12 protein-coding genes are annotated in these 14,063 nt (G+C 70.6%); all 12 read left to right on the top strand.

Annotated features, from left to right (window positions below; all coding sequences use genetic code 11):
- Nucleotides 1-223 precede the first annotated feature (223 nt).
- The 12 genes from ACIRP7_RS17265 (at nt 224) to ACIRP7_RS17210 (ending at nt 14,049) form a co-directional block, all read left to right on the top strand.
- Nucleotides 224-1,888, top strand: coding sequence for a CTP synthase (locus ACIRP7_RS17265; protein WP_403659512.1), 1,665 nt, complete (start codon nt 224-226; stop codon nt 1,886-1,888).
- An 84-nt stretch (nt 1,889-1,972) separates the two neighbouring features.
- A complete protein-coding gene (locus ACIRP7_RS17260; RefSeq protein ID WP_403659509.1) occupies nt 1,973-2,599 on the top strand; it encodes an NUDIX domain-containing protein in 627 nt (208 codons plus the stop codon).
- Between the two features lie 263 nt (nt 2,600-2,862).
- A complete protein-coding gene (locus tag ACIRP7_RS17255) occupies nt 2,863-4,926 on the top strand; it encodes a tetratricopeptide repeat protein (protein ID WP_403659506.1) in 2,064 nt (687 codons plus the stop codon).
- A 144-nt stretch (nt 4,927-5,070) separates the two neighbouring features.
- Nucleotides 5,071-6,186 carry an alanine dehydrogenase gene (gene ald / locus ACIRP7_RS17250; RefSeq protein WP_403659587.1) on the top strand — a complete coding sequence of 372 codons (1,116 nt, stop codon included), beginning with the start codon at nt 5,071-5,073 and terminating at the stop codon, nt 6,184-6,186.
- Between the two features lie 413 nt (nt 6,187-6,599).
- On the top strand, nt 6,600-7,727 hold the full coding sequence (locus tag ACIRP7_RS17245; RefSeq protein ID WP_352390821.1) for a ParA family protein: 1,128 nt from the start codon (nt 6,600-6,602) through the stop codon (nt 7,725-7,727).
- Nucleotides 7,712-8,290, top strand: a complete 579-nt coding sequence (locus ACIRP7_RS17240; protein ID WP_403659503.1) for a hypothetical protein — start codon at nt 7,712-7,714, stop codon at nt 8,288-8,290. Before ACIRP7_RS17245 ends, ACIRP7_RS17240 begins: the two co-directional genes overlap by 16 nt.
- An 18-nt stretch (nt 8,291-8,308) precedes the next feature.
- A complete protein-coding gene (locus ACIRP7_RS17235; protein WP_403659500.1) occupies nt 8,309-9,637 on the top strand; it encodes a segregation/condensation protein A in 1,329 nt (442 codons plus the stop codon).
- Entirely contained in the window at nt 9,634-10,287 is a 654-nt protein-coding gene (gene scpB, locus ACIRP7_RS17230; RefSeq protein WP_403659497.1) for an SMC-Scp complex subunit ScpB, read from the top strand. Before ACIRP7_RS17235 ends, scpB begins: the two co-directional genes overlap by 4 nt.
- Nucleotides 10,287-11,429: a pseudouridine synthase gene (locus tag ACIRP7_RS17225; protein WP_403659494.1), complete on the top strand. Its 1,143-nt coding sequence runs from the start codon at nt 10,287-10,289 to the stop codon at nt 11,427-11,429. Before scpB ends, ACIRP7_RS17225 begins: the two co-directional genes overlap by 1 nt.
- Before the next feature lie 275 nt (nt 11,430-11,704).
- Nucleotides 11,705-12,271 carry a TIGR03086 family metal-binding protein gene (locus tag ACIRP7_RS17220; RefSeq protein ID WP_403659491.1) on the top strand — a complete coding sequence of 189 codons (567 nt, stop codon included), beginning with the start codon at nt 11,705-11,707 and terminating at the stop codon, nt 12,269-12,271.
- A gap of 21 nt (nt 12,272-12,292) precedes the next feature.
- Nucleotides 12,293-13,033 (top strand): NUDIX hydrolase, encoded by a 741-nt coding sequence (locus ACIRP7_RS17215; protein WP_403659489.1) that lies wholly within the window; start codon nt 12,293-12,295, stop codon nt 13,031-13,033.
- Complete coding sequence (locus ACIRP7_RS17210; RefSeq protein WP_403659486.1) at nt 13,030-14,049, top strand: ADP-ribosylglycohydrolase family protein; 1,020 nt, start codon at nt 13,030-13,032, stop codon at nt 14,047-14,049. The genes ACIRP7_RS17215 and ACIRP7_RS17210 overlap by 4 nt, the downstream gene beginning before the upstream one ends.
- Nucleotides 14,050-14,063 lie beyond the last annotated feature (14 nt).

The raw sequence follows: 14,063 nt of genomic DNA, 5'->3' as shown, positions 1-14,063 counted from the left end.
CGTAGATGATCTGTGTGCCGCTCCGGGCAACGCGGCTGGGCCGAACGGGTGAGCAACGGGTGAGAAACAGGTGCGTTCGTGCGGGTCCGTGTCGGCGTGTGTGCGGAGCGTGGCCGGAAGCCATCTCCCCGAGGCGCTGATACCCTGGTAGCCCGTGGACCGGTGGGCGCTTGACCCCCGAACCGCACCTCCAGATCGCGACCACGGGAGCCCCCTCTTGGCCATGACCGCTGCTTTTCGAAACAGCACAGCCACGACGACCAAGCACATCTTCGTCACTGGGGGTGTCGCTTCCTCGCTCGGCAAGGGCCTGACGGCCTCCAGCCTCGGCATGCTGCTCAAGGCGCGGGGCCTGCGCGTCGTGATGCAGAAGCTCGACCCGTACCTCAACGTCGACCCGGGCACGATGAACCCCTTCCAGCACGGTGAGGTGTTCGTCACCAACGACGGCGCCGAGACCGACCTGGACATTGGCCACTACGAGCGTTTCCTCGACCGCGACCTCGACGGCTCCGCCAACGTCACCACCGGCCAGGTCTACAACACGGTGATCGCCAAGGAGCGGCGCGGTGAGTACCTGGGCGACACCGTGCAGGTCATCCCGCACATCACCAACGAGATCAAGCACCGCATCCGCCGCATGGCGACGGACGAGGTCGACGTCGTGATCACCGAGGTCGGTGGCACGGTCGGCGACATCGAGTCGCTGCCGTTCCTGGAGACGGTCCGCCAGGTCCGTCACGAGGTCGGCCGGGACAACGTGTTTGTGGTGCACATCTCGCTCCTGCCGTACATCGGCCCCTCGGGGGAGCTGAAGACGAAGCCGACCCAGCACTCGGTTGCGGCTCTCCGGAACATCGGTATCCAGCCGGACGCCATCGTGCTGCGCTGCGACCGCGAGGTGCCGACCGCGATCAAGCGCAAGATCTCGCTGATGTGCGACGTCGACGAATCGGCGGTGGTGGCCTGCCCCGACGCCAAGTCGATCTACGACATCCCGAAGACCGTGCACGGCGAGGGCCTGGACGCCTATGTCGTCCGCAAGCTGGACCTGCCGTTCCGGGACGTGGACTGGACGACCTGGGACGACCTGCTCGACCGCGTCCACAACCCCGACCACGAGATCACCCTCGCCCTGGTCGGCAAGTACATCGACCTGCCCGACGCCTACCTCTCGGTCACCGAGGCGCTGCGCGCCGGCGGTTTCGCCAACAAGGCCCGCGTCAAGATCAAGTGGGTCACCTCCGACGACTGCAAGACCCCGGCCGGCGCCGCGGCACAGCTCGCCGACGTGGACGGCATCTGCATCCCGGGCGGTTTCGGCGACCGCGGTGTGCTCGGCAAGGTCGGCGCGATCAAGTACGCCCGCGAGAACAGGATCCCGCTGCTGGGCCTGTGCCTGGGCCTGCAGTGCATCGTGATCGAGGCCGCGCGCAACCTCGCCGACATCCCGGACGCCAACTCCACCGAGTTCGACTCGGCCACCGGCCACCCGGTCATCTCCACCATGGCCGAGCAGCTCGACATCGTCGCCGGTGAGGGCGACATGGGCGGCACCATGCGGCTGGGCATGTACCCGGCCAAGCTCGCCGAGGGCTCCATCGTCCGTGAGGTGTACGACGGCAAGGAGTACGTCGAGGAGCGGCACCGGCACCGTTACGAGGTGAACAACGCCTACCGCGCGGAGCTCGAGAAGAAGGCGGGCATCCTGTTTTCCGGGACCTCTCCGGACGGCAAGCTCGTCGAGTACGTCGAGTACCCGCGTGACGTCCACCCGTATCTGGTCGCCACGCAGGCCCACCCCGAGCTGCGCTCGCGTCCGACCAGGCCGCACCCGCTGTTCGCCGGCCTGGTGAAGGCCGCGGTGGAGCGGCAGAGTTCCAAGTAGCACGACAGTTGTACGGTGGCCGGGGCACACGCATTCAAAGGCGAGTGCCCCGGCTTCTTTTGCGCACGTGGGGAAGGACAGGCGATGACGATCAAGGACGCCCCGGAGGAGTGGGAGATCCGGGCGACGAAGACCCCCTTCGTGGGCAACAAGACCTCCGTCCGCACGGACCAGGTGGTCATGCCCGACGGGTCCGTGGTCGGCCGCGACTACCAGGTCCACCCGGGTTCCGTGGGCGTCCTCGCCCTCGACGACGAGGACCGCGTCCTGCTCATCCGGCAGTACCGGCACCCCGTACGGCAGAAGCTGTGGGAGATCCCGGCCGGACTGCTGGACGTGCCCGGTGAGAATCCGCTGCACGCGGCCCAGCGCGAGCTGTACGAGGAGGCGCACGTCAAGGCGGAGGACTGGCGGGTGCTGACGGACGTCTACACCTCGCCGGGCGGCTGCGACGAGGCGATCCGGATCTTCCTGGCCCGGGGGCTGTCCGAGGCCGACGGCGAGCGCTTCGAGGTCGAGCACGAGGAGATCGACCTGGAGTACGCGCGCGTGCCGGTCGCCGAGCTGGTGCGGGGGGTGCTGGCGGGGGAGCTGCACAACAACTGCCTCGTCGTGGGTGTGCTGTCGCTGGTCGCCGCGCGGGCCTCCGGCGGGTTGGACGGGTTGCGTTCCGCTGAGGCGGAATGGCCGGCGCGGCCGTTTGAGTCGTGACCGTTCTCCGGGTCGCGCCGTTGTTGTAGCCGGTCCGTTGCGGGGTGCCGGTTCGTCGTGGCTTGTCGCGCAGTTCCCCGCGCCCCTGCCACCGGCACCCCCGAGACCGGTGATCTTATGAACCGTTGATCCGATCGGGGGACTCTCTGGTCCTCGCCGGTCGCGCTCCGCCAGGAACGTTGCACAGCGTGAACTAGGCTTTTGGTGCCCGAACCGGGGTCACCGGCGGGCTTTGCGCGTGCGGTGGGACGGGAGTGTGGCCCGTGACGGATCAGGCGGTGGACGCAGGCGGCGTACGGCTGTCCGGCGAAGGCCAATTCCTGGGGCGGACGCGGGAGTTGAAGGAACTGCGCGCCGACATCGAGCGCGCGGGACTCGACACGCTCTCCGGCCGGAAGGCACCCCGCGCGCGCGTGCTGCTCATCGCGGGGCGCCCCGGATCCGGCCGTACCGCGCTCGCCGAGGAACTCGTCCGGGCGGTCGCTGACCGTTACGACGACGGGGTGCTGCGCGTCCGGCTGAGCGAGCCCGACGGCACCCCCGTACCGGTCGGGAACGCCGCCCGGGAACTGCTCACCGCGCTCGAGGTACAGGCACCCGCCGGAGCCGCCGAGGAGGACCTCACGGCAGTGCTGCGCGAGGCCCTCGCCGGCCGTCGCGCGCTGGTGCTGCTCGATGACGCGGTGGCCCCGGAACAGGTGGACGCCCTGCTTCCGGATACCCCGGAGTGCCTGGTCGTGGCCGTGTCGGGAGGTCCGCTGACCGGAATCGCGGACGTCCGTCCGTGCACGCTCGGCGGGCTCGACACCAAGTCCGCGCTGGATCTGCTGTCCCGGCACACCGGGTCGGTGCGCATCACCGTGGACCCGCGTGCCGCCGAGGGACTCGTCGAGGAGTGCCAGGGCCACCCCGCCGCGCTGATGCTGGCCGGGGGCTGGCTCGCCGCCCGCCCCAAGGCGGCCGTCGCCGATCTCGCCAAGCAGCTGCATACGGAGAGTGACGAGGCAAGCCCGCTCAGCCGGGTCTTCAAACTCGTCTACACCTCCCTGCCCGCCGCGGCCGCCCGGACCCTGCGACTGCTCTCGCTCGCCCCGGCCGGCCTCCTCGACCCGCACACCGCCTCCGCGCTCGCCGGCTGCTCGGTGGCCGGCGCCCGCTCCACCCTGGACGACTTCGTCGCGCTCGGACTGCTGCACGCCGTGGACTCACCGCTGCCGCAGTACGAGGTACCCGGCTGCCTGTACCCCCTGCTCAAGGCCCTCGCCGACACCCAGGACCGCCCGGCCGAGCTCCAGCTGGCCCGCGCCCGCATGCTGGAGCGGACCGTACGGCTGCTCCAGTCCTCCCGCGCGATCACCGAGACCGACAGCGCCGACGCCCGCGAGAAGCTCCAGGGCATGCCGCCCTCGGTGCGTTTCCCGAACCCCAGGGCGGCCGAGGACTGGCTGCGCGTCCGCCGGCCGGCGCTGCTCGCCGCGGCCCGCCACGCGGTTGCCGACGGGGAGCTGGACACCCTGGCCCGGCGCCTGATGTCGCAGCTCGTGCGCGCGATCGTGGCCCACTTCGGGATGCAGGCCGCCGCCCCCGACCTCTACGACATCCACGGCCTCGTCCTCGACGTGGCCGAGCGGCGTGCCCTGCCCCGCGAGAAGGCCGCCGCCCTGCTGAACCTCGCCGACCTCGACGCCCGGACCGGCCGCACCCGGGAGGCACTCGCGCGCTATCGGGCGGCCCTGGACGCCGGACGGGAGGCGAACGACCCGTATGCGACCGGCCGCGCGATGGAATCCGTAGGCGGCGCGCATCTGGAGCTCGGGGACTACGACCGGGCCGCCGACTGGTTCGGCCGGGCCCTGGCCCAGCGGCTGGCCCGGGACGAGCGCGCGGAGGCCGCCCGGCTGTACGGCCGTATCGCCGCCGCGCACACCTACGCCGGCCGCTACGGCGAGGCAGCCAGGAACTGGCGGGCCGCGCTCGCCGGGCACCGCAAGCACGGGGATGTCGCCGCCCATGCACGCGCGTTGAGCGAACTCGCCCGGGTCCAGGAGTACGCCGGACACCCCGAGGAGTCGCTGCGCACCTGCCAGGAGGCCGTGGAGTGGGCGCGGCGTGCCGAGGACGTCCGGCTGCAGGCCGCGCTCCAGCTGCGGCTCGCGGACACCCTGGACCGCCTCGGCGATCCCGCCGCCGCCCAGCTGCACCGCGGCGCCGCGGAACGTCTGCTGGGTGAGGAGCTTTCCCAGGGGGAACCCGGGTCCCAGCAGGCCGAGGAACCGAAACACGACGCTGACGCCTGCGAAATCCGTAGTACATCCGCAGAAGATTGATGCAATGGAAGGCTAGACAGCGGGAACACCTTCATTAGACTGGCTCTGCCGCACCTTCTCCTGCGGTGCTTCCTGGTGTGCTCATGCATGCCCGGGTATGTGTTGTATTGCCCCACACACTCTGAGCCAAGGACCGTGATCCACGTGAAGGTCGGCATCCCCCGCGAGGTCAAGAACAACGAGTTCCGGGTGGCCATCACCCCCGCCGGTGTGCACGAGCTGGTACGCCACGGCCACCAGGTCGTCATCGAGCGCGGCGCCGGCGTCGGCTCCTCCATCCCGGACGAGGAGTACGTCGCCGAGGGCGCCCGGATCCTGGACACCGCCGACGAGGTGTGGGCCACCGCCGACCTGCTGCTGAAGGTCAAGGAGCCCGTCGCCGAGGAGTACCACCGCCTGCGCAAGGACCAGACGCTCTTCACCTACCTGCACCTGGCCGCCTCCAAGGCGTGCACCGACGCGCTCATCGAGTCCGGCACCACCGCGATCGCCTACGAGACCGTCGAGCTGCCCTCCCGCGCGCTCCCGCTGCTCGCCCCGATGTCCGAGGTCGCGGGCCGGCTGGCCCCGCAGGTCGGCGCCTACCACCTGATGCGCTCGGTCGGCGGCCGCGGTGTCCTGCCCGGCGGTGTCCCCGGCACCCAGCCCGCGCGGGCCGTCGTCATCGGCGGCGGTGTCTCCGGCTGGAACGCCACGCAGATCGCCGTCGGCATGGGCTTCCACGTCACGCTGCTCGACCGCGACATCAACAAGCTGCGCGAGGCCGACAAGGTCTTCGGCACCAAGGTCCGGGCGATCATGTCCAACGCCTTCGAGCTGGAGAAGGCCGTCCTGGACGCCGACCTCGTCATCGGCGCGGTGCTCATCCCGGGCGCCAAGGCCCCGAAGCTGGTCACCAACGAGCTCGTGGCGCGGATGAAGCCCGGAAGTGTCCTTGTCGACATCGCGATCGACCAGGGCGGCTGCTTCGAGGACTCCCGTCCCACCACCCACGCCGAGCCGACCTTCCAGGTCCACGACTCGGTCTTCTACTGCGTCGCCAACATGCCCGGCGCGGTGCCCAACACCTCCACCTACGCGCTCACCAACGCCACGCTGCCCTACATCGTCGAACTGGCCGACCGGGGCTGGGTGGAGGCGCTGCGCCGCGATCCCGCGCTCGCCAAGGGTCTCAACACCCATGACGGCAAGGTCGTTTACCGGGAGGTCGCGGAGGCCCACGACCTGGAGCACGTGGAACTCGAGACACTGCTCGGCTGAGCCTGTGACCTGCTCCGATAGCTAAGTCACCTTTTCGTGAAGGCGATACGTCAACAAGGCGCGTCAACGACGCACAGGCGGCCGGACCTTGCCCCACAAGGTCCGGCCGGATGTGTGTATGGTCACTTTGCGACTCTCGGTCAACTCGCGTCGAACGTAACCCTTGAACCGATTCGTACACCGGCGAAACCTGCCGTGCGACTGCCGTACGCCCTTGACAGCGGGATGTTTCATTGCCGACACATCCTGCCGGGTCCGGCGGATTGTGTTGCTGTGAACACCCGACACGCCATAGAGTCGCCAACCGTCGGCATGGTGCCACGCTGACCTTGTCTAGAAGTTTCCTGGTCTCCAAGGAGGTAAGACGACTTGTGAATGAGTCGACATTTTCTCCCGGGGGTGGTCAACCAGGAATGCCTGCCGGGGCCCAGAGCCCCGCGGGGTTCGAGGCTGTCGGCTCCGTCGCGGTGCGCACCTTCGCAGCCCGTCAGAGTCCGCCGACCGTGCGGACAGCACACCAGAGCATGGATGGCCATCACGTGAACGCCATGGCCGGCGACGGAAGTGGCGCGCCCCACAACCACTTCGCCGACTACGACGAACTGCCCGAGGGGCACTTCTACGACCCCGACGCCGAGTACGAGCCGGATCCGGAGTACGCGGCGACGCTCGCGCCCGACGCGGCCCGCCAGCGCCGTGAGCGCGTGGGCCCGACCGGGCGGCCGCTGCCGTACTTCCCGATCCCGGGCCCGCTGACCGACCACGGCCCCGCGAAGATCATCGCGATGTGCAACCAGAAGGGCGGCGTGGGCAAGACGACGTCGACCATCAACCTGGGTGCCGCGCTCGCGGAGTACGGCCGGCGCGTGCTGCTCGTTGACTTCGACCCGCAGGGCGCGCTGTCGGTGGGTCTCGGTGTCAACCCGATGGAGCTCGACCTCACCGTCTACAACCTGCTCATGGAGCGGGGCATGGCGGCGGACGAGGTCCTGCTCAAGACCGCGGTCCCCAACATGGACCTGCTGCCGAGCAATATCGACTTGTCGGCGGCGGAGGTCCAACTGGTCTCCGAGGTCGCCCGCGAGTCGACATTGCAGCGGGCACTGAAGCCGCTCATGGCCGACTACGACTACATCGTGATCGACTGTCAGCCTTCACTCGGCCTCCTCACGGTCAACGCCCTGACGGCCGCGCACAAGGTGATAGTCCCTCTGGAGTGCGAGTTCTTCGCCCTGCGTGGTGTCGCACTGCTGACGGAGACCATCGAGAAGGTCCAGGAGCGGCTCAACCCGGAGCTGGAGCTCGACGGGATCCTCGCCACGATGTACGACTCGCGCACGGTCCACAGCCGTGAGGTCCTGGCCCGTGTGGTCGAGGCGTTCGACGACCACGTCTACCACACGGTCATCGGACGCACGGTGCGCTTCCCGGAGACCACGGTCGCCGGTGAGCCGATCACTACGTACGCCTCCAACTCCGTCGGTGCCGCCGCCTATCGCCAGCTCGCCAGGGAGGTGCTCGCCCGGTGTCACGCCGAGTGAGTCTGCCGGGGGCCGACGAACTGTTCCGTACGACAGGGGGGATGGCGCTCCAGGCGTCCACGCCCCGGCGGGGGACCAACGGCGAGGCCCGGGTGCCGGCTCCCGCGGGGGAGTCCGACGGGGCCGGAGCCGAGGACGCGCCGCAGTCCGTGCCCGCGCAGGGCGGGGACGGCGACGGGGCCGAGCATGTGGCGGCCGACGCCGAGTCCGTGGAGGCGGGCGAGTCCCGTCTCCGGGCGGCCGCCGCGGAGCGCACCGCGCGACGTCAGGAGGCGCAGGAAGGTTCTGCCCAGGCCTCCGGCGGTGCGCAGTCGCGCGGCAAGCGCGGCCGGTCGCCCGCCCGGCGGCCCAGTGGGCGCGAGCGGCACGACGAGAAGATCACCGTGTACGTGTCGGCCGAGGAGCTCATGGACCTGGAGCACGCCCGACTTGTGCTCCGGGGCGAGCACGGGCTGGCGGTGGACCGCGGGCGCATTGTGCGCGAGGCGGTCGCCGTGGTGCTGGCGGATCTGGAGTCCCGCGGGGACGCGAGCATTCTCGTCCGTCGGCTGCGTGGGCGCTAGCGGTAGCCTGCGAGGGCTATGACCTCGAACGACGTTCCCCTCGGCTCCGGCGCAACGGCCGGTCGTCGGCGTGTGCTGGGCCGGGGGCCGGGCGCTCCGCGGGGCGAGCAGGACGCGGGGACGGTGTCGGCTCCTGAGGAGCTGGAGACCGAGGTTCCGGAGTCCGAGGCGGTTCCTCCGGCCGGGGTGGTCGGGGAGCCCGAGGCGGTGTCGGTTTCCGAGGGGCCGCAGGCTGGGGTCCCGGAGTCCGAGGCGGTTCCTGCGGCCGGGGTGGTCGGGGAGGCCGAGCCGGTTTTCGGGGGGCCGGTGGTCGGGGTTCCGCAGGCCGAGGCGGGCTTCGAGGCCGAGGTGGTCTCCGTGGGTGAGATGGCCGCGGAGGCGGTGTCGGTTTCCGGGGGGCCGGAGGTTGGGGTTCCGCAGGCCGAGGCGGGCTTCGAGCTCAAGCCGGTCCCGGAGCCTGTGACGCTTCCCGAGGCCGAGGCGGAGACCGTCCCCCAGTCTGTGCCTCAAGAAGGGGGCGAGGGGGAGTCCGGCGGTGTCTTCAAGGTCCGGCTCGCCAACTTCGAGGGGCCCTTCGATCTCCTCCTCCAGCTGATCTCCAAGCACAAGCTGGACGTCACCGAGGTCGCGCTCTCCAAGGTCACCGACGAGTTCATGGCGTACATCCGGGCCATGGGGCCGGACTGGGACCTGGACGAGACGACCGAGTTCCTCGTCGTCGCCGCCACCCTCCTCGACCTGAAGGCGGCCCGGCTGCTGCCTGCCGCGCAGGTGGAGGACGAGGCCGACCTGGCGCTCCTCGAAGCCCGGGACCTGCTCTTCGCGCGGCTGCTCCAGTACCGCGCGTACAAGCAGATCGCCGACATCTTCAACCGGCGGCTCGACGAGGAGGCCCGGCGCTACCCCCGTACCGTCGGACTCGAACCGCACCACGCCGATCTGCTGCCCGAGGTCGTCATCAGCATCGGGCCCGAGGGATTCGCGAGGCTCGCCGTGAAGGCGATGCAGCCGAAGCCCAAGCCGCAGGTGTACGTCGACCACATCCACGCGCCCCTGGTGAGCGTCCAGGAGCAGGCGGGGATCGTGGTCGCACGGCTAAGGGAGCTCGGCGAGGCCAGCTTCCGCCTGCTGGTGGAGGACGCCGACGGCACCCTGACCGTCGTGGCGCGCTTCCTGGCACTGCTGGAGCTGTACCGGGAGAAAGCCGTGGCGCTGGACCAGGAGACCGCGCTCGGAGAGCTGCTCGTGCGGTGGACCGGCGGTGAGGGCGAAGCCGAGCCGACGGTGACCGACGAGTTCGACCGGCCGCCCGAGCCGCCCGAGCCGCCCAAGGAGGACAAGACGTGAGCGAGGAGACCACCGAGGCCCCGGCGGGACTGCCGGGCGTCGCCGACCTCGACCTGAAGCCGGCGCTGGAGGCCGTCCTGATGGTCGTGGACGAGCCCGCGACCGAGGAGCACCTGTCGAAGATCCTGGAGCGGCCGAAGCGGCAGATCACCAGGGCGCTGCGGGAGCTGGCGGGCGAGTACGCCGCCCAGGGGCGCGGTTTCGAACTGCGGCACGTCGCGAACGGATGGCGGTTCTACTCCCGGGCGGCGTACGCCCCGGCCGTGGAACGGTTCGTCCTGGACGGGCAGCAGGCCCGGCTCACGCAGGCCGCGCTGGAGACGCTGGCGGTGGTCGCCTACCGCCAGCCGGTCAGCCGCAGCCGGGTCTCCGCGGTGCGCGGAGTCAATTGTGACGGTGTGATGCGCACCCTTCTCCAGCGGGGTCTGGTCGCGGAGGCGGGCACGGAACCCGAAACAGGTGCGATCCTGTACGTGACGACGAACTACTTCCTGGAGCGGATGGGCCTGCGCGGTCTGGACGAGCTCCCGGAGCTCGCGCCCTTCCTCCCGGAGGCGGAGGCGATCGAGGCCGAGACCCAGGAAGGCGTACCGTCGTTCGATCCGGACGCCCCGGATTCCGAGGGCGCAGACGACAAGACGGAACTTTGATGCGAAGCAGCAGCGGCAGGAACAGCAGCGGAAACAACGGCGGGAGCCGTGGTGGCAACAGCGGCGGCCGCGGCGGGAGCAGCGGTGGCCGCGGGGGGAGCGGCGGTGGCCGCGGTAACTTCCGCGGTGCCGGGAACGACCGCGACGACAAGCAGGGCGGCCGGCCGAAGAACCCCCGCCCCGAGGAGCGGCGCTACGACGTGGGCCCCGGCGGGACCCACGACGGACCGAAGACCGGGCGTGGTGCCTCCGCGCGCGGCGGCGCCAAGGGCGGCCCGAAGCAGGGCCAGGGCACCGGGCGCGGCCGTTCGGTGCCGGCGACCTCGCGGGAGTACGAGGCGCGGGCCGAGGAGCGCAACCGGGAGCGGTACGCCGGCAAGAAGGACGTGAAGCCGCCGAAGACCTTCCCGGGCGCCGAGCAGGAGGGCGAGCGGCTCCAGAAGATCCTCGCGCGCGCGGGCTACGGCTCGCGCCGGGCCTGCGAGGAGCTCATCGAGCAGGCGCGGGTCGAGGTCAACGGCGAGATCGTCCTGGAGCAGGGCAAGCGGGTGGACCCGGAGAAGGACGAGGTCAGGGTCGACGGCCTGACCGTGGCGACGCAGTCGTACCAGTTCTTCTCGCTGAACAAGCCCGCCGGTGTCGTCTCGACCATGGAGGACAACGAGGGCCGGCAGTGCCTCGGGGACTACGTCACCAACCGTGAGACGCGGCTCTTCCACGTGGGGCGGCTCGACACCGAGACCGAGGGCGTCATCCTGCTCACCAACCACGGTGAGCTGGCCCACCGGCTGACCCACCCCAAGTACGGCGTGAAGAAGGTCTACCTCGCGCACATCGTGGGTCCGATCCCGCGGGACCTGGGCAAGCAGCTCAAGGACGGCATCCAGCTGGAGGACGGGTACGCGAAGGCGGACCACTTCCGGGTCGTCGAGCAGACCGGCAAGAACTACCTCGTCGAGGTCACCCTCCACGAGGGTCGCAAGCACATCGTGCGCCGGATGCTCGCCGAGGCGGGCTTCCCGGTCGACAAGCTGGTGCGGGTCGCCTTCGGCCCCATCACCCTGGGCGACCAGAAGTCGGGCTGGCTGCGGAGGCTGTCCAACACCGAGGTCGGCATGCTGCTGAAGGAAGTCGATCTGTAGTCCCGCGTCCCCCACGCGTGCAAGTGCGGCCGGTTCCGGAGTTCTCCGGGACCGGCCGATGCGTTTTCGCCCTCCTGCCGGTCTGTATCGGTGACGGAGGGAGTGGGGATGGAGAGAGTGGGGATGGGCGCGAGGAACGCACACCGTGACGAGACCGGTCCGGCAGCACTGAAGGGCCCTGTGCGGCCTTCGTGGCCTTGTCGGGAGCCGGGGGGCCAGGAATCGTCTGTGAGGCCGCCGAGGGGCTGCTGTGGCGGCCTGGCGGAGGTGCAGTCATGAGCGCGGGGGAGTTGTTGGAGCGTTCGCTCGCCTACGCGCTGGGGAGCGTGGCGGCGTCGCGGCGCGTGGATCTCGGCACGGGTACACCGTGCGCCGAGTGGGATCTGGGCGAGCTGCTGGGGCATCTCGACGACTCGCTGGACGCGCTGTACGAGGGGCTGAGCGGCGGACGGATCGGACTGCTCCCGCAGGCCGACCGGGTCTGCGGCTTCCGCACACGCGCGTGTGCCGTGCTCGGCGCCTGGGCCGCCGGGCCGCCCGAGGACGTGCTGGTGGGTGAACGCCCGCTGGACGTACGGGTGATGGCCGCCGTCGGTGCTGTCGAGATCACCGTTCACGGGTGGGACGTGGCCCGGTCCTGCGGACAGCCGCGGCCCATTCCGGAGGGCCTCGCGGCCGAACTCCTGTCCGTCGCCCAGTGCGTGGTGGGGGAGGAGGACCGGGGCGTGCGGTTCGCCGAACCGGTCCCCGTACCGTCCGGCGCGCGGCCTGAGACACGGCTTCTCGCCTTTCTGGGGCGGCACTTCCAGGGGCTTGTGGAACACCCTCCCGTCTCTTTATAGTCGTAACGACTATTAGTCATCATGACCACAAAGGGGCGAGTGCGAGTGGACTACGACAAGTACGCCCACGAACCCTTCGCCGTCACCGTCGACCTCGCCGTCCTCACCGTCGCCGAAGGCGCCCTGCACGCGCTGCTCGTGGAGCGGGGGCAGGAGCCGTACGCCGGACACTGGGCGCTGCCCGGCGGGTTCGTGCACCCGGACGAGTCCGCGGAGACGGCGGCCCGGCGTGAACTCGCCGAGGAGACCGGGCTGTCGGACCTCTCCGGACTGCATCTGGAGCAGCTGCGGACCTACAGCGAACCCGGCCGTGACCCCCGGATGCGGGTCGTCTCCGTCGCCTTCGCCGCGCTGCTGCCCGACCCTCCCGAGCCGCACGGCGGCAGCGACGCGGCCGAGGCCCGCTGGGTGCCGTACGACAAGGCGGGACCGCTCGCCTTCGACCACGACCGCATCCTGGCCGACGCCCACGAACGCGTCGGCGCCAAGCTCGAGTACACCTGCCTCGCCACCGCCTTCTGCCCGCCCGAGTTCACCCTCGGGGAGCTCCAGCAGGTGTACGAGACCGTGTGGGGCACCACGCTCGACCGGCCCAACTTCCGCCGCAAGGTGCTCGCCACGCCCGGCTTCGTCGAGGCCGTCCCCGGCGCGGCGCGGCTGACCGGTGGCCGCGGCAAACCGGCCGCGCTCTACCGCGCGGGACCGGCCACCGCCCTGCACCCCCCTCTCCTCCGCCCGTCCCCGGAAGGACGCCCCGCATGACCACGATCCTGACCAAACGCGCCGCCACCGGCACCCTCGTCGGCCTCGCCCTCGGGGACGCCCTCGGTTTCCCGACCGAGTTCAACGACGTGCCGTCGATCCTCGCCAAGTGCGGGCCGTGGCGGGAGATGGAGCTGCGCACGCCGGCCGTCGTCAGCGACGACACACAGATGACTCTGGCGGTGGCCAGAGGGCTGCGGACGGCGATGGACCGCGGAGTGCTCGGGCCCAAGGGACTCGCGCGGCCGCTGCGGGAGGAGTTCGTCGACTGGTATCAGTCACCGGAGAACAACAGGGCGCCGGGAAACACCTGTCTGCGGGCCTGCTCACTGCTCAAGAACGAGCAACTGCCCTGGCAGGAGGCCAGTCAGATCAACTCCAAGGGTTGCGGCGCCAACATGCGCGTGGCGCCCGTCGGGCTCGTCCCCGGGCTCAGTGACGAACAGCGGGCGGGCGCGGCCCAGTTGCAGGCCGCGCTCACCCACGGGCACCCGACGGGGCTCGCCGCGTCCGACCTCACCGCGCGTGCCGTACGGCTGCTCGCACTGGGCACCGGGCCTGACGAACTCGTCGGACTGCTGCGGTCGTACGCCCTGGCGAACCGGGGCCAGTACCACGAGCGCTGGCTCGGCGACCTGTGGGCGAGGAGCCAGGACCCGACGCCTGGGCAGTTCATCGCGCGCGGCTGGGACGAGTGCCTGGCGGTCCTCGACCGGCTCGACCACGCCGTGCGCACCGCCTCGCCGGAGGAGGACCCCTGCCTGGCCACCGGTGCGGGCTGGGTCGCCGAAGAGGCCCTGGCTACGGGGCTGTTGTGCTTCCTCCAGTTCCCCGAGGAGCCGCTGACGGCCCTGCGGCGGGCCGCGTGCAGTTCCGGCGATTCCGACTCGATCGCCTGCTTGACGGGCGCCTTCGCGGGCGCCCATCTGGGAGCGGACGCCTGGCCGGTGGAATGGGCCGACCGGATCGAGTACGGCAGTGAACTGGTGACGCTCGGGGCGCTCTGGGACGCCTAGAGCCCTTCTGCGTG

The sequence above is a fragment of the Streptomyces sp. NPDC102270 genome (genome assembly GCF_044766405.1).
Taxonomy (GTDB): Bacteria; Actinomycetota; Actinomycetes; order Streptomycetales; family Streptomycetaceae; genus Streptomyces.
Note: the sequence above shows the minus strand (reverse complement) of the source record. Positions and strands in the feature narration are given on the sequence as shown.